The sequence below is a fragment of the Shewanella sp. SM101 genome (genome assembly GCF_025654465.1).
Lineage (GTDB): Bacteria > Pseudomonadota > Gammaproteobacteria > Enterobacterales > Shewanellaceae > Shewanella > Shewanella oncorhynchi.
This window is the reverse complement of record NZ_JAKKRH010000036.1, coordinates 1-15,799: the sequence shown is the minus strand read 5'-3', so window position 1 is coordinate 15,799 and position 15,799 is coordinate 1. Positions and strand designations below refer to the sequence as shown.

The 15,799-nt window shown below is 44.2% G+C and carries 17 protein-coding genes; 11 read left to right on the top strand and 6 right to left on the bottom strand.

The annotated features are described in order from the left end of the window. The first annotated feature begins 24 nt into the window (after positions 1–24). The 5 genes from odhB to L5M38_RS17820 all read left to right on the top strand — a co-directional run bounded on the left by odhB (position 25) and on the right by L5M38_RS17820 (position 4,761). Complete coding sequence (gene odhB, locus L5M38_RS17840; RefSeq protein ID WP_105252694.1) at positions 25–1,215, top strand: 2-oxoglutarate dehydrogenase complex dihydrolipoyllysine-residue succinyltransferase; 1,191 nt, start codon at positions 25–27, stop codon at positions 1,213–1,215. Between the two features lie 105 nt (positions 1,216–1,320). Next, positions 1,321–2,487: an ADP-forming succinate--CoA ligase subunit beta gene (gene sucC / locus L5M38_RS17835; protein ID WP_006081976.1), complete on the top strand. Its 1,167-nt coding sequence runs from the start codon at positions 1,321–1,323 to the stop codon at positions 2,485–2,487. Continuing rightward, complete coding sequence (gene sucD / locus L5M38_RS17830; protein ID WP_028759703.1) at positions 2,487–3,359, top strand: succinate--CoA ligase subunit alpha; 873 nt, start codon at positions 2,487–2,489, stop codon at positions 3,357–3,359. Before sucC ends, sucD begins: the two co-directional genes overlap by 1 nt. A 401-nt stretch (positions 3,360–3,760) precedes the next feature. Next, positions 3,761–4,168, top strand: coding sequence for a nucleoside diphosphate kinase regulator (gene rnk, locus L5M38_RS17825; protein WP_028759704.1), 408 nt, complete (start codon positions 3,761–3,763; stop codon positions 4,166–4,168). Between the two features lie 95 nt (positions 4,169–4,263). Next, on the top strand, positions 4,264–4,761 hold the full coding sequence (locus tag L5M38_RS17820) for a GNAT family N-acetyltransferase (protein WP_263179866.1): 498 nt from the start codon (positions 4,264–4,266) through the stop codon (positions 4,759–4,761). An 83-nt stretch (positions 4,762–4,844) separates the two neighbouring features. On the opposite strand, the gene fur is transcribed toward L5M38_RS17820, so the two are convergent. Next, positions 4,845–5,276, bottom strand: a complete 432-nt coding sequence (gene fur, locus L5M38_RS17815) for a ferric iron uptake transcriptional regulator (RefSeq protein ID WP_028759706.1) — start codon at positions 5,274–5,276, stop codon at positions 4,845–4,847. Positions 5,277–5,533: 257 nt separating this feature from the next. On the opposite strand from fur, the gene cobB reads away from it, so the two are divergent. From cobB to corA, 4 genes are all read left to right on the top strand, one after another. Beyond that, positions 5,534–6,265, top strand: a complete 732-nt coding sequence (gene cobB, locus L5M38_RS17810; protein ID WP_219252620.1) for a Sir2 family NAD+-dependent deacetylase — start codon at positions 5,534–5,536, stop codon at positions 6,263–6,265. After that, the gene (locus tag L5M38_RS17805) at positions 6,262–6,711 is read left to right on the top strand and encodes an ATP-binding protein (RefSeq protein ID WP_263169828.1); all 450 of its coding nucleotides are present in this window, start codon (positions 6,262–6,264) and stop codon (positions 6,709–6,711) included. The genes cobB and L5M38_RS17805 overlap by 4 nt, the downstream gene beginning before the upstream one ends. A gap of 324 nt (positions 6,712–7,035) precedes the next feature. After that, positions 7,036–7,407: a hypothetical protein gene (locus L5M38_RS17800; protein WP_168825387.1), complete on the top strand. Its 372-nt coding sequence runs from the start codon at positions 7,036–7,038 to the stop codon at positions 7,405–7,407. Positions 7,408–7,534: 127 nt separating this feature from the next. Further along, positions 7,535–8,482, top strand: a complete 948-nt coding sequence (gene corA / locus L5M38_RS17795) for a magnesium/cobalt transporter CorA (protein WP_028759710.1) — start codon at positions 7,535–7,537, stop codon at positions 8,480–8,482. A 189-nt stretch (positions 8,483–8,671) separates the two neighbouring features. On the opposite strand, the gene L5M38_RS17790 is transcribed toward corA, so the two are convergent. Beyond that, positions 8,672–9,934, bottom strand: a complete 1,263-nt coding sequence (locus L5M38_RS17790) for an HD-GYP domain-containing protein (protein WP_028759711.1) — start codon at positions 9,932–9,934, stop codon at positions 8,672–8,674. A 118-nt stretch (positions 9,935–10,052) separates the two neighbouring features. On the opposite strand from L5M38_RS17790, the gene L5M38_RS17785 reads away from it, so the two are divergent. Beyond that, on the top strand, positions 10,053–10,748 hold the full coding sequence (locus L5M38_RS17785; protein ID WP_105252688.1) for a 2OG-Fe(II) oxygenase: 696 nt from the start codon (positions 10,053–10,055) through the stop codon (positions 10,746–10,748). A 15-nt stretch (positions 10,749–10,763) separates the two neighbouring features. Here L5M38_RS17785 and L5M38_RS17780 read toward each other — a convergent pair whose 3' ends face one another. The 4 genes from L5M38_RS17780 to L5M38_RS17765 all read right to left on the bottom strand — a co-directional run bounded on the left by L5M38_RS17780 (position 10,764) and on the right by L5M38_RS17765 (position 14,814). Further along, positions 10,764–12,113 (bottom strand): sensor histidine kinase, encoded by a 1,350-nt coding sequence (locus L5M38_RS17780; RefSeq protein ID WP_028759713.1) that lies wholly within the window; start codon positions 12,111–12,113, stop codon positions 10,764–10,766. Next, positions 12,104–12,778 carry a response regulator gene (locus L5M38_RS17775; protein ID WP_028759714.1) on the bottom strand — a complete coding sequence of 225 codons (675 nt, stop codon included), beginning with the start codon at positions 12,776–12,778 and terminating at the stop codon, positions 12,104–12,106. The genes L5M38_RS17780 and L5M38_RS17775 overlap by 10 nt, the downstream gene beginning before the upstream one ends. Before the next feature lie 182 nt (positions 12,779–12,960). Further along, a complete protein-coding gene (locus L5M38_RS17770; protein ID WP_028759715.1) occupies positions 12,961–13,320 on the bottom strand; it encodes a hypothetical protein in 360 nt (119 codons plus the stop codon). A 171-nt stretch (positions 13,321–13,491) separates the two neighbouring features. Beyond that, complete coding sequence (locus tag L5M38_RS17765) at positions 13,492–14,814, bottom strand: dicarboxylate/amino acid:cation symporter (protein ID WP_263176757.1); 1,323 nt, start codon at positions 14,812–14,814, stop codon at positions 13,492–13,494. A 222-nt stretch (positions 14,815–15,036) separates the two neighbouring features. Between L5M38_RS17765 and L5M38_RS17760 the strand changes: the two genes are divergently transcribed. After that, the coding region (locus L5M38_RS17760; protein ID WP_263179865.1) for an Ig-like domain-containing protein at positions 15,037–15,799 on the top strand (763 nt) is incomplete at its 3' end.

The following is a 15,799-nucleotide window of genomic DNA, read 5'->3' as shown; positions in this document are numbered from 1 at the left end:
CATTTTATAAAAGGATAGTTTTTCATGAGTATCGAAATCAAGGTACCCGTACTACCAGAATCTGTTGCCGATGCCACGATTGCCACTTGGCATGTGAAAGTGGGCGAGCAAGTTTCTCGTGATCAAAACCTGGTTGATATTGAAACCGATAAAGTGGTTCTTGAAGTGGTTGCGCCAGAAGATGGCCACATTGGCGAGTTCTTATTTGAAGAAGGCGCCACTGTTCTGGGTGAACAAGTGATCGCTAAATTTATCGCCGGTGCTGTATCGGGCAAAGAAGTCACTAAAGCGCAAGCTGAAGCGGCAACGCCTGTAGCTGAAACTAGCGATGAAAGCAGTGATGCGTTAAGCCCATCTGTTCGCCGTTTACTGGCTGAGCACAATGTTGATGCCAGCAAAGTAAAAGGCACTGGTGTGGGTGGTCGTATTACGAAAGAAGACGTAGAAGCCTTCGTTAAGTCTGCCCCTAAAGCTGCGGCGCCAGCAGCACCTGCTGTAGCTCCGTTAGCGGCTGGCCGTAGCGAGAAGCGCGTGCCAATGACACGTCTGCGTAAGACAATCGCAAACCGCTTGTTAGAAGCGAAAAACTCTACCGCTATGCTCACGACGTTTAACGAAGTGAACATGAAGCCCATCATGGATATCCGTAAGCAATACCAAGATATCTTTGAAAAGCGCCACGGTATCCGTTTAGGCTTTATGTCTTTCTACATCAAAGCCGTGACTGAAGCGCTGAAACGTTTCCCAGAAGTCAACGCGTCTATTGATGGCGACGATATCGTCTATCACAACTACTTCGACATCAGCATTGCAGTATCAACACCACGTGGCCTGGTAACACCAGTGTTACGTGACACAGATACCATGAACTTAGCTGAAATCGAAAAAGCAGTTCGTGATTTAGCCCTTAAAGGCCGTGACGGTAAGCTGACTGTGGCTGACATGACTGGCGGTAACTTCACTGTGACTAACGGTGGTGTTTTCGGTTCACTGATGTCTACACCGATCCTTAACCTGCCACAAAGTGCGATTTTAGGCATGCATGCCATTAAAGATCGCCCAATGGCAGTCAATGGTCAGGTTGAAATCCTGCCCATGATGTACCTAGCACTCTCATATGACCATCGTATTGTTGATGGCCGTGAGTCTGTTGGTTTCTTGGTTGCGATTAAAGACTTCCTAGAAGACCCAACTCGTCTGCTGCTTGATCTGTAACACAACTCGATAAGAGATTGCGCTTAAAGAAATAGCCAGACATACCCTCGTGACTGGCCCAAACGGGCCAGTTGGATTTGATTAGAAGTATACGGATAGATCATCATGAATTTGCATGAGTATCAGGCAAAATCCTTATTTGCCGAATATGGTTTACCAGTGTCAGAAGGTTTTGCATGTGATACAGCCCAAGAAGCTGTAGAAGCGGCAGGCCATATTGGCGGAAATTTATGGGTTGTTAAGTGTCAAGTACACGCAGGCGGCCGCGGTAAAGCAGGTGGCGTTAAAGTCACTGGCGATAAAGAAGAAATCAGAGCCTTTGCCGAACACTGGTTAGGCAAAAATCTGGTGACTTATCAAACTGATGAGAAAGGCCAGCCAGTTGCTAAAATTTTAGTAGAAAGCTGCACCGACATCGCTAACGAACTGTACTTAGGTGCCGTTGTTGACCGCGCGACTCGTCGTGTTGTGTTCATGGCGTCGACTGAAGGTGGTGTTGAAATTGAGAAAGTGGCAGAAGAAACGCCAGAACTCATCCACACTGCAATCATAGATCCTTTGACTGGCCCACAAGGTTATCAAGCACGTGATCTTGGCTTCAAGTTAGGTTTAAACCCAACTCAAATGAAGCAGTTCACTAAGATTTTCATGGGTCTGGCGACTATGTTCGTTGATCATGATTTCGCATTGCTTGAAATCAACCCACTGGTTATTACCACTGAAGGCAACCTACACTGTCTAGACGGTAAAATCGGTATCGACGGTAACGCACTTTACCGTCAACCAAAAATCAAAGGCATGCACGATCCATCACAGGATGATGCCCGCGAAGCTCACGCTGCTAAGTTCGAGCTGAACTATGTTGCATTAGACGGTAACGTTGGCTGTATGGTGAACGGTGCTGGTCTGGCTATGGGTACTATGGATATCGTTAACTTGCACGGTGGCAAGCCAGCGAACTTTTTAGACGTAGGCGGCGGCGCGACGAAAGAACGTGTAGCAGAAGCATTCAAAATCATTCTGTCTGACAGCAATGTGAAAGCGGTTCTGGTTAACATTTTTGGCGGTATCGTACGTTGTGACATGATCGCAGAAGGTATTATCGGCGCTGTTAAAGAAGTGGGCGTTAAAGTACCTGTTGTAGTTCGTTTAGAAGGTACTAACGCTGAACTTGGCCGTGAAGTATTAGCTAAATCAGGTCTAGATATCATTGCAGCTACCAGTCTAACTGACGCGGCTGAGCAAGTAGTTAAAGCTGCGGAGGGCAAATAATGTCTGTCTTAATCAATAAAGATACCAAGGTAATTTGCCAAGGTTTCACTGGCGGTCAAGGTACATTCCACTCACAACAAGCTATCGATTACGGTACGCAAATGGTGGGCGGTGTGTCTCCTGGTAAAGGTGGTCAAACTCACTTAGGTCTGCCAGTGTTCAACACTGTGAAAGACGCTGTGGCTGCGACTGGTGCGACTGCTTCTGTGATCTATGTTCCGGCTCCGTTCTGTAAGGATGCCATTCTTGAAGCTATCGACGGTGGCATCGAGCTTATCGTTTGTATCACTGAAGGCATTCCTACACTGGACATGTTGCAAGTTAAAGTGAAGCTTGAAGAAACTGGCGTTCGCATGATCGGCCCTAACTGCCCAGGTGTTATCACCCCAGGTGAATGTAAGATCGGCATTATGCCAGGTCACATCCACTTAAAAGGCAAAGTGGGCATCGTTTCTCGTTCAGGTACTCTGACTTATGAAGCCGTTAAGCAAACGACGGATGAAGGTTTCGGCCAATCTACTTGCGTAGGTATTGGTGGTGACCCAATTCCAGGTACTAGCTTCATTGATGTACTGGAAATGTTCCAAAACGATCCACAGACTGAAGCGATCGTTATGATCGGTGAAATCGGTGGTAACGCTGAGGAAGATGCGGCGGCTTTCATTAAAGCACACGTGACTAAGCCTGTTGTGTCATATATTGCGGGTGTCACTGCACCTGCAGGTAAGCGTATGGGCCATGCTGGCGCGATTATCGCTGGCGGTAAAGGTACTGCAGAAGACAAATTTGCTGCATTAGAAGCAGCGGGCGTGACAACTGTCCGCTCGCTTGCTGATATCGGTAAAGCGCTGCGTATTCGTACAGGTTGGTAAGCTAACCTTTACGAATATAAAAGGCGCCTAAGGCGCCTTTTTTATTGGCTGTAATTTCAGCAGCGAATCGTAGTAAATGACAGGAATGGGATTGAGCTAACACCATGAAGACTAGATATTTTTTCTTCTACGGGTTAGATTGATGCTTCTCTACTACGCGCTCGTCTGTGTCATTGGCGAGGATAATGTGAGTAGAGCCATTAACCATGAGCTAAGTGCTTATGGCTTCAGTGCTGTTCTGCAAAAAATCTTGAACTCAAATTTATTTAACACGGTTGCAGTCTATCGTTGCGAGCGTATTTGTTTTATGGGGCTTATCGCATTGGGGGAGGGTAAGCAACAGAGTCGATGTTAGCCACAGTAACGGCTTAAACATCACATTTTTTTATGAGGGAAAAACTGTGAAAACACCTAAAATCATTATTTCGGAAATTGACTTAGAAAGACTAGAGCGATTATTGGAGTCACTGCCGGCAAATGCGTTTCCGGGCAAAGCGGCATTGGAGGCTGAATTAGACAGAGCCGATATTGTGCCTGCATCACAGGTGCCCGCGAATGTGGTGACCATGAATTCAGAAGTGAAGTTTAGCGTTTCATCCAGTAATGAGACTTTCTGTTTACGTTTAGTGTATCCAAAAGACGTGAACGGCGCGGGCACGATTTCTATTTTGGCGCCAGTGGGCAGCGCATTATTAGGGCTCTCTCAAGGTGATGAAATTGAATGGCCAGGTCCGGGTGGTTCTATGGTAAAAGTGCGTATTGAGGAAATCCTGTATCAGCCTGAACGCAGTGGTGATTTCCACCGTTAAGCTTGAGGTATTGGCGTAGTGTCGTTGACGTTACGCCAGTGCACTTTAAGCGAACCATTGGTTGATTTTTAAGTGCCATTTTTGAAGGCGCAAAGATGATAACCCAAACTGAACGGTTAATTATTCGACCATTTACTGAGCAAGATTGTGAAGCGCTTTATTTGATGAACAGTAATCCCGAGATGCTAAAGTACATTCCCACCGCGGCATTTGCAGCTCGCGAGCAGGCGGTTGAGTTGTTTCACAAGGTGATCCAAGTCGATTATCAGCAACATGGTTTTGGTCGTTGGGCGGTAGAGCATAAAGCTGATAAGCGGGTGATTGGTTTTTGTGGTCCGAAATTTATTCCAGAATTCAGCGAAGTCGAACTGGGTTATCGTTATTTCCCTGAGTATTGGGGAACTGGAATTGGTACTGAGGCCGCATTTGCTGCATTAGCCGAATTTAAACGTTTTGGCATTGACCAGACGATTGCACTTATCTTAGCAGGGAATCTCGGTTCTGAAGGTGTGGCTAAGCGTGTGGGCATGCATTGGCGTGAGCAAAATGAGTTTATGGGCCATCAAGTGAATATCTACGCCAAGGTGTTATAGCGGTTTACCCGTAAACATCATCCAATAAAAAACCAGCCTTAGGCTGGTTTTTTGCTTAATGCTATATAAACACAATGGCCGACTTAGGCGTCGTTATGCTCACAGGTATCGTTGGTGCAAGTGCCGTACAAATATAAGCTGTGATTAGTCAGCTTAATGTTGTGTTTCATGGCAATTTCATCTTGACGACGTTCGATGACTTCATCTGAAAACTCAATCACTTTGCCACACGATAGGCAAACTAAGTGATCATGATGATGCTGAGTCGATAGTTCGAAAACGGCTTTACCGCTCTCAAAATGATGGCGACTGACAATACCTGCATCATCAAATTGGTTTAACACACGGTAGACGGTGGCTAGACCAATTTCTTCACCGATATCGAGCAGCTTCTTGTACAAATCTTCTGCACTGATATGTTGGTTTTCAGGTCCTTGCATCAGTTCTAGGATCTTGACTCGTGGCAGGGTAATTTTCAAACCCGCTTTTTTTAGCGCTTGATTTCCATCTGTCATTGCTAATCTCTTGATTGCAGAACCAATAGGTTCATCCGTGGATAGTGTTTGCCATTATAGGTGCTCAGGTTGAAAACTTAAACCTTTGTTCTGGCTTTCTAGGGCGATATGCAGATAAATTGTGTCAATAGGCGTTAAATCACAATATTTTGCGGCAATTCAAGCATAGTTTTTGTATGGTTATACCAAGGAATAATATTCACGGCTGCCAAAGTCAGTGAGAATAATTCAAATAAATAAAATAATAAGGAATCGGCATGTACCAGCAAATTGTGGTGTTAACTGGCGCAGGGATCTCTGCTGAGTCGGGTTTACGCACCTTTCGCGATCAAGATGGTCTATGGGAAGAGCATCATATTGAAGACGTTGCTACACCAGAAGGGTATGAACGTGATGCTGAATTAGTAGAGCGATTTTACAATAGTCGTTGGTTGCAACTGCACAGTGGCACGGTTGAACCCAATGCAGCGCATGTGGCCTTGGCAAAGTTGGAAGCGGAGTTTAAAGGTCAATTACTTATCATCACACAAAATATTGATGACCTGCATGAGCGTGCGGGCTCGCGCCGCTTATTGCATATGCACGGTGAATTATCCAAAGGCCGTTGTCCGCGCTCACGTCAGACCTTTATTTTACGTGAGCCCTTTGGTGCCGATAATTGCTGTACTTGTTGTATTCCGGCTCAGCGATTACGCCCCCATGTGGTGTGGTTTGGTGAAATGCCCTTAGGGATGGATCGAATTCACGATGCGCTCGATAACTGTGACTTGTTTATTGCCATTGGCACCTCTGGCACTGTGTATCCTGCCGCGGGCTTTGTGGATACTGCTAACCATCATGGGGCTCAAACAGTAGAAGTAAATATGATGGCACCCGATAGACACAGTCAGTTTCAATATCACCTCACAGGAAAAGCGGGGGAGTTAGTGCCTCAGTTGGTTGATACCATTTTAGCGGGTCGAGTGATTGGCAGTGAGTCGAACACATGAGCGAAAAAGTTGCGATTATAATGCGTGGCTTACCGGGCAGTGGTAAGTCACATTGGGTTGAAACTTACATTCTTTCCCTTCCTTTAGAAAAAGCCATTGGCGTGCGGCAACGTGGCGTATTTTCGACCGATAGTTTTTTCTACCATGAAGATGAATACCGTTTCGATGCCAAGAAATTACCTGAGTTTCATCAATGTAATTTGACGGGGTTTATTCAGGCACTTTCTTCAAGCGAGCCCGTGGTGATTTGTGACAATACCAATCTGTGCCACTGGGAATACATGGCCTATGAAGCGGCGGCAAAAGCCTTAGGTTATCAAGTTAGAATTGTGCTTGTGGGTGAACCAAGCAGTCTGGCTCATCAGCAGGAATGCGCGACACGCAATCGCCACGGCGTTCCTTTGGCACAAATTCAGCGTATGGCGAAGGGATTTGAAGATTTTTAATGTCAGGTACTTACTTATGTTGAGTGTTGTGATCTGTAGCAATCAATTTTAGGTATAGGTCCCGCAGTGTTTTCGCCCTGTCATAAGTCTGTTGTACTCTGTTTCAACGTTCTGCTTTGTCTATGTCTATGTGCATGTGTATGGCTCGTACATTCGCCTTGTCTATTTGACTGTGCACTTTAAGCTTGATCCCAAAGACAGTTTATCCACATAAGTCTGCGTATAATGCGCTAACTTGTGTGGCATTGAAGGGTCAATGCAAGATTGCTGCTGGCTTGATCGAGACCATTGAGCACAAGCGGACGTTTATCAGAGGAAAGAACCATGCTCATTAAAATTTTACTAACAGTCTTAGTCATTGCTGGCGCTTGGTTTTTACTGGTGAAACGCAAGCGTCAGATTGAACCTCTGGCAGTTAATCTCAGTTCAAAGCGTTTTAGTGAACCGCTGTGGCGCCGATACCTGTTGACGGGTGTGTTTGTGGTGATTGGATTTAGCCTGCTGAGTTACAGTGTTTGGTATTGGCGCGATCAGCATAGAATTGTCACTGTGAGAATTGTGTCACCGAATGCCGACAATAACGGCGAGTATCGTGTGCGAAAAGGGGATATCTCAGACTCGAAAATGGTCACTATCGATGGCATACATATTCGCTTTTCGACCCAAGAACGGTTGGCAATTATCGAAACCGATTAAGGCATATTTATTTTACTAAATTACCTTGCACGCCTTTTCATTGCCAACTTATGCGGTAAACTAGCGACAATTTTTTAGCCTGCACTTAAGTGGAATCGTTAACTTAAGTTTTTTTTCAGGAGGACAAATGATTACTGCTTATGTCTATGATAATCGTCACCTTACTGTGACAGAGCTCGGCATACTGGACAGTATTCCCGCATCGACCATTTGGTTAGATCTGTATAAACCCGATGATGAGGAGCGAGAGTGGTTAAGTCATTTTTCTGTTGAAGAAGTGCCTGACGAAGAAGATATCAATGAAATTGAGGCCTCAGCACGTTTTTATCAAAACAGTGACGGCTTGCATATTAATTCGTTATTCCCACAGCGTGTCGGCCAAGATGTGCGCGGCGTTAACGTTTCCTTCAACCTTCGTAGCAATTTTTTACTGACAATTCGTGAAGAAGACGTTGGTCTTATCCGTTTGCTGCGTAACTATTTGCGTTTAGGGCGGTTAGAAGTATCGACACCGCAGGAATTGTTTCTCGAATTATTTAATCTGAAAGTGGATTATTTATCTGACTTAATTGAAGACGTTTACACTGTACTTGAAAATGTCGGTGAGCAAGTATTTGATAACGATGAACTTGACGATGTATTTAAACTCATCACTCTGCAAGAAGACTCTAATGGTAAAATCCGATTAAGTTTGCTCGATACTCAGCGCTCACTGCGTTATATGCAGCGTTATTATCGTGGCCAGTTATCCGATGAACATTTAAAGGACTTGCGGGAAATGTTGTCGGATATCGAGTCGCTGATGCCCCACAGTCAGTTTATTTTCGATAAGTTAAACTTTCTGCTCGATGCGGCCATGGGTTTCAGTGGTCTGCAGCAGAACAAAATCATCAAAATCTTCTCGGTTGCCGCTGTGGTGTTTCTACCACCGACCTTGATTGCCAGTAGTTATGGGATGAACTTTACCAGCATGCCTGAGCTTGAGTGGCAATACGGTTACCCTATGGCGATTGTGATGATGTTAGCCAGTGCCGCAGGTACTTACTTCTTCTTTAAACGTAAGCATTGGTTATAAGTCTGGCGCTAGCTGTGTTGATTTCTCGAATTAACAACAAGGGTCGAATGCAATATTCGACCCTTATTTTTATCACTGCCATTTAACTACGTTCATTCAATGACTTTTATTCAATGAGTGAGACTCGATGACTTTGCTTAAATGAGTGAAGCTCGTTAGGCATAATCGTTAAGCCAGTTTCTTAATCAACTACTTACGACTATCGCCGCCAAAGTAGTAACTCACTCGCTCGCGCGGATTTAGATACTCGTGGACTTTTTCAGGAAGCGCCGCAGGTGGTAAGCAGCGCACTATGCTGATCCCTTCAATCTCTAAATCAACGATAGGTGCTTGGTCTTTAGGAACTAACGCATCGTAAACCAATATCTTAGGGCATAGCAGTTTAGTTAAGTTAACCGACATCACCATGGCATATTGACCGCTGGATAATTCCACCACACTGCCGGGGGGATAAATGCCCAGCATCTTGATCATCTTGCCAATATACTCTTGATTTAGCTTAGTTTTGTATTGCTTATACAAATGCCCCAGTGCGGCGTAGGGCATTCTGGCTTTGCCCTGTTGGCTTGGGTAACACAAGGAGTCATATTCGTTCACTACCGCAATCAGTTGCGATACCTTATCGAGAGCCTCTTCCTTTAGGCCTTTGGGATAACCACTGCCATCGAGAAACTCGTGGTGATTGGTGATTGCAGGTAAGGCTGCTTGGGGAAAATTATCGGCTAATTTGAGCAGTTCAATCCCAAGTAATGGATGCTGTTTGATAAAATTAAGCTCTGGTGCTGACCAAGGTGTCGATTTTTTTAGAATTTGTGGTGGGATTTTTAATTTACCCACATCGTGGAACAGGGCACTGAGACCGACCGTTTCGATTTCACTTCTATCCCATTCCATTTCTTTGGCGATCAGCATAGAGAGGATCGCAACATTCAAGGAGTGGTAGTAAATGCTTTCATCCTGCTTAGCATCACTCATCAAATGCAGCACTAAGTTATCTGAGTTGAGCAGCTGTTCGACTATGGTGTGTACCAAATCTTTGGCGTCATCGACCGCATTTAAGGGGCGATTACGTAGCTTAGAGATGAGGCTGCGCATCATGGCTACTGAGCGGGTAAAATTTTGCTCAGTTTTATTAATGTCACGGCGTAATTTTTTTTGTACTTCGATTTGCTCAGCCTTGTATTGATCCATGTCGTTTTTAAGCACATTGATTTCAGCACTTGGCGGCAATTTGATAGGGTTGACTGCATCAGCATGTATCGGGGCGACGTCGCTGCGTTCTAAATCGACGATGACATGTTCGATGCCCAGATTTTTAATCAACTCGATTTGCGCAGCTTGTTTAATATGAAAGCTACTGAATAAAAAGGGATGATCTTTCCAAGCCACGGGCAAACGCACAAAGTTGCCGACTTGAAGTTGATGGACTGAAACTTTACAGCTTTTTTTCATATTCTTGTTATCGTGAAGCGTAATGTGGGTTATTTTATCTCAATGATGCTGCTTTACAATTACTTAACTAACATGTCAGCATAGTAAGCCTAGAAAGTAGCCACTCCATTGAGGAAGTATGGACTTTATTGAAGTATACCCTAATGCGTTGCCGAATGACTTGTGTGACCGTCTCATTCTGGCATTTGAGCAACATGCTGGCGTTGTTGATGGACACACGGGCAATGGCGTCGATTTGGAGAAGAAGATCAGCCGCGATTTGACCTTAGATAGTTTCATCGACCTGCAGCCCATCAGAAACGAACTCTTAGGTTATACCTTAAAGGGCGCGGTAGATTATTTTACAAAATATTCAATGGCATTAATGGGTGCGGTTGCTGTGTCAGTGAGTGATGAGCAGGGCCAACCTGTAACGCTAACTCCGACTAATTTTGCGACGCTGGGTGCGCCTAGGGCCGATGGCTTAGTGAAGTATTTGTATCGCAGTGGCAGTATTAATATTCAAAAGTATCAGCAAAATAAAGGCGGTTATCCCCATTGGCATTCGGAACAATTCCCGCAGAATGGCCACAATGAAGCTCTGCATCGCGTCGTGCTCTATATGTTTTATTTAAATGATGTGGAAGAGGGCGGCGAAACCGAATTTTATTATCAACAGCGTAAAATCTCCCCTAAAAAAGGCACTATGGTGATAGCGCCTGCGGGATTTACTCATTCACATCGGGGAAATAAACCTGTGAGTGGTGACAAATATATTGCCACTTCTTGGATCATGTTTAATCGAGCCGAACAGTTATATGCGGTGATTGCCTGATAGTATCCCAGTTTATTACACTGGGATACGGATCCTAAAGAGCGCCCCTTCTAAGCGACTTTCTTCAATTTTTAAGCTGCCACCGTAGCTGTGAACGATTTCATCACAGACAGCTAATCCGATCCCTTGCCCAGGAGACTGAGTATCGGCACGCACGCCACGTTGGATAATCTTCTGTCTTAAGCTTTCTTCAACACCAGGGCCATCATCTTCAACAATGAGTTCAAACTCACCTTGTGAGTTAATTTTAGCCGATACATGCACTTGGCTGATACACAGGCGGAAAGCATTTTCCATAAGGTTGCCACACAGCTCCATTAAGTCACCCTTGTTGCCGGGGAACATCAAAGAGGGGGATATGTTGGCCGAGAACTGAACTTGTTTTTCTCGATAAATTTTAAACAACATTTGAGCTAATTGATCGACTAAGGGCGCAATAACAGTTTGTTCTTGCTTCAGGCCTTGGCGGCCTAACATGGCCCGTTTTAATTGGTATTTGACCAGCTGATCCATCTGGCTGACTTGTTCCATGATCTTTTCGCTTGCCGATTGTTTACTCAAACTGGCGTCATCTGTAATGGCATGCACGGCGGCTAAGCGGGTTTTAAGACTGTGTGCCAAGTCATTCATAGCATTTTGATAGCGCTGTTGTTGGGCACTCGATTGTTGCAACATCTGGTTGAGTGCTTGCGTTACGCCTTCAAGTTCAACAGGATAGCCCTCAGAAAGTGATTTACTCTTACCTTGGTTAATTGATTGCAGTTCATTTTGCATCCGTACCAAGGGACGCATGCCCCAATAGGCGGCGCTGACCAATAGAATTAAGGCTAAGGCCAATACCATAGCTAAACGAATATAAGTACGTTTACTGAACTTACTGTATTCTTGCTCCAGTTTGGCGGCATCTTTCATGACGAGGAGGTTGTAATGCACACTGGCAATTTCTACCGCGAGCAAATAGACGAAATATCCTCTGTCGTCAGCCATGGTGAGGTAGTAGGGCGGGGAGTCGTTACGGATTTCGTTAAAACGCTCACAGGTATCAAATAAGCCACGATCTACTGCGAGGGATGAGGTCCAAACCTGCTTAAATTTGTCATCGCAACTCGCTATTACATAGCGCTCTTGTTTATTATTTTCTTCCAGCCAAGCACTGGTATCGGGGATAAGATCGTGCTCCCGTAATTCGGCGGCGACTTGGGGAATTTCGGCAATGAGTTGGGCAGTTTCTTCGTTATAACTATTTTGCGCATGCAGAATATTAACCATCCATGCGAGACCAAAACCCACTAAGGTAATAATTGATAGCGAGGTGAGAAACATCCGTGTCAGCAGACGTTTCTTGAATTTTAATCTTAATTGCATGGCAGGTTAAATTTATATCCTTGGCCGCGGATGGTCACTATGGGGTTATCTATACCATCGCGGGTCAGTTTTTTACGCAGGCGGCTGACCATGACTTCAATCGTATTGGGATCGCCTTCCTTATCACCATAAATCACATCGAGTAAACGTTGCTTGGCGACAACCTCATGACAATGGCGCATCAAATATTCGAGGATTAAATATTCAAAGGCAGTGACTTCCATGACTTCGTCACCCAGAGTGACTTGTTTGGCGGCGAGATCGAGTTTTAATTCTCCACTGCAAATCACGGGTTTAACAAAACCTGCGCTACGGCGCACTAAGGCATCAAGCCTTGCAACAAGCTCTTCTTTTTGAAAGGGTTTCACTAAATAGTCATCGGCTCCGGCGTTAAGGCCTTCAACTTTATCCTGCCAATTAACTCGTGCCGTGAGAATTAATATTGGTGCTTTAAGACCCGCTTCACGGAGTTGTTGAATTAAGCTAATACCATCTTGATCGGGTAGCCCTAAATCGACAATGGCGACATCGATGGGATAATTAGTGGCTTGATAAAAACCTTCTTTGGCAGTCAGTGCCACTTGAACTTGATTACCGAGATCGCTTAATTGCACTTTTAAGTGGTGGGATAAAATAGGATCGTCTTCAACAACCAAAATTCTCATAATATAATGCCTTAAAGTGTATGAGCTAAGCTTTAGCAAACTAGTCTACGCAAAATCACACTGATAACCAAATAGAGGATCAGCATATCTTAGTTGAACTTAACCTTTGCTGACCGAGTTGAACTTGTGGTCAAAATAAGTACTAATTTATTGTTGAATAAGAAGGTTTTGCTGTTAAAGTGTTAGCGTATCGGGGAATTTCCCCAAGGCGATTTTTGTTTTCTGATCCGCAAAATGCCGTTGCCACACATAATCGCGCCTAAGGTAAATAACATCACCGCCATCATGATAAAAGACAATCTCAACCAAGGCATTTCTTGCGCTAATCGCAGATGTACCGCTTCAATGGTTGTGACGCCCCAGACGGCAAAGACACTTATAAATAATAAAATTTGTAATAAACGAAGTAAGTAAACTGAGTTAAAAAATAAGACCAAAGGCGCAAGTGCAAAAGGAATGGCAAAGTTAATTTGTTCGTAACGTACAAAGTGGGCACTCAATAGCCAGCATGCAATCAGGATCCAAAGACTTCTCCACCACATTTATACCCCTCCCATTAAACGTATTAAAATAGTAAACATAATGTATCTAAAAACAAACTTCCGTACTATTGGCATGTTCACATTTTGCTAACAATAGACATGTTAACTGTATTGCGTTCAAACAAAAACGCCCAACACTGAAGCTGGGCGTCATTTTGGTCTTTGTGAGGTTTAGTTCGATTTATCTAAATGATGAACTTGTTCATCAAAACTTCTAGCAACTTTACCCGCTTGAGTGTTGTTAAACACTTGCTCGTTAAATTCGCCCTCTGATTTAGCAATAATTACAGTTGCTACGCAATCACCAGTGACGTTTACAGCAGTACGTACCATGTCGAGTAAGCGATCGACACCGATAATCAGGGCAATCCCTTCCACTGGTAAGCCAACTTGATTTAACACCATGGCCAGCATGATAAGTCCGACACCTGGAACACCCGCGGTACCAATTGATGCTAACGTGGCTGTCACAACAACAACGGCATAATCGGTTAGTGAGAGCTCAATGCCAAAAACCTGCGCAATAAACACAGTGGCAACGCCTTGCATGATTGCTGTGCCATCCATATTAATGGTAGCGCCTAACGGTAGCGTAAAAGCGGCGATTTTATTATCGACACCTAATCTATGTTCAGACGCTTCTATGGTAATGGGTAAAGTGGCATTTGAACTGGCGGTTGAAAAAGCAAACAACTGCACATCGCGCATTTTACGAATAAATATTAAGGGATTGAGGCCTGAGAAAAGTTTTAGAAGTGTAGGGTAAACAACAAACGCATGGATCAGTAATACACCTAAGACCACGAAGAAATATTGAACCACACTACCAAAGGTCTCTAAACCGAGTGTTAATGCAAGTTTTGCCATCAGCGCAAACACACCATAGGGCGCGAGTTGCATGATCAGTGTCACGACACGCATGATGACTTCATTTAAATCTTCAAACAACGCCGCAATACGTTTGCCGCGCTCACCAATATGGGCAATAGCAAAGCCAAAAATGACCGCAAAAATAATAATTTGCAGCATATTACCTTCGCTCAATGCCTGCATCGGATTGGTAGGCACTATGTTTATCAGCACATCAGCAAGACTTGGGGCTTCTTTTGCGACGTACTCCATTTTTTCTGACGCCAGTGAGGCGTTTCCAGGATGTATAAGGACTGCGCTGACAATCGCAATCACTAAGGCAATGGCGGTTGTGAATAAATAGAAGGCGAGGGTTTTCCCCCCTAAGCGGCCTAATTTTGAAGGTTCACTCAGTGAGCAAGTTCCGCAAACTAATGAAATAAAGACTAAAGGAACGACTAACATTTTTAAGCTGGAGATGAAGATAGTACCGATAACATGCAAGAAACCTTCAGTAATATAATCTTTTACTATATCGCTTTCTGGAAAGGCATTGCGGAGAATGAGGCCTAAAGCAATACCTGTTCCCATACCGATCAGAATTTTACTTGTAAGGCCGAGTTTATTTTTTATAGAAATTGCCATAGAGAGTCCTGTGTGTTTTTTATACATTCTATTTTTTGGCGCTCACAAGACTAGCAAGAAAATCGTGAAGATGAAATGACAATTAATGTTAAAGTATTTATCAGATTTGCGAAATAAAATAAGATAGTTATGGGAAAGTTGCGTGAAAATTGTGTAATGTTAGCCTATAAGTAATAAGCGTCTCGCTTAGGTATTATCATCAGAGTAACAGGGAGCCTGACAATGAAGTCAGCGTATAAGGTTTTTCTCGCAGGATTGTGTTCGCTTTTATTATTAGCATGTGGTGGTGGAGGCAGTATCTCTGATGATGGTGGGACAACGCCTGATCCCGTTACAATATCCGTTAAGTTATCGGTAAGTGATCCCCAAGTATCGTATGCAAAACCTGCGACACTTACGGCCAAAGTATCTGACTCAAAAGGTAATAATCTAAATACATTAGTATCATTTTCCTTAAACAATAATACTTATGGCTCTTTTAGTCCTTCAACCGGTCAAGTCGCAACAAATTCTGATGGTGTTGCAACGATACAACTTTTCACTGGGGCAATTAATACTGGTGCCACAGTTACAGCAAAGATTAGTACTGGTGAGTTTGCAGAAGTGAATGTCACCATGGTTGGTGATGGGGTTGTATCAGGCGATAAGCCGACGGTAAGCCTTGCTGCTAACAATATAGATATAAATGCAACAACTCCAGCCCAGTTAACTGCAACAGTAAAAGATCGAAGCGGTTTGCCGCTCGTCAACAAACTGGTGAGCTTCTCCTTAAACGATAATACCTTGGGTATTTTTGACCCTGCCACGGGTACGGCGCTAACCAATAGTAACGGTGTCGCGAAAATAACCTTAGCAACGGCGGATATCAAAGGCGCGGCCTTAGTGACTGCCTTAGTGCAAGGTGTGGATGCAGAGCCAGCTTCGCTCGGTGTGAATATGGCTGGTGACGGTAACACTGGAGATGGCTCCGGAATTATCGTGAGTT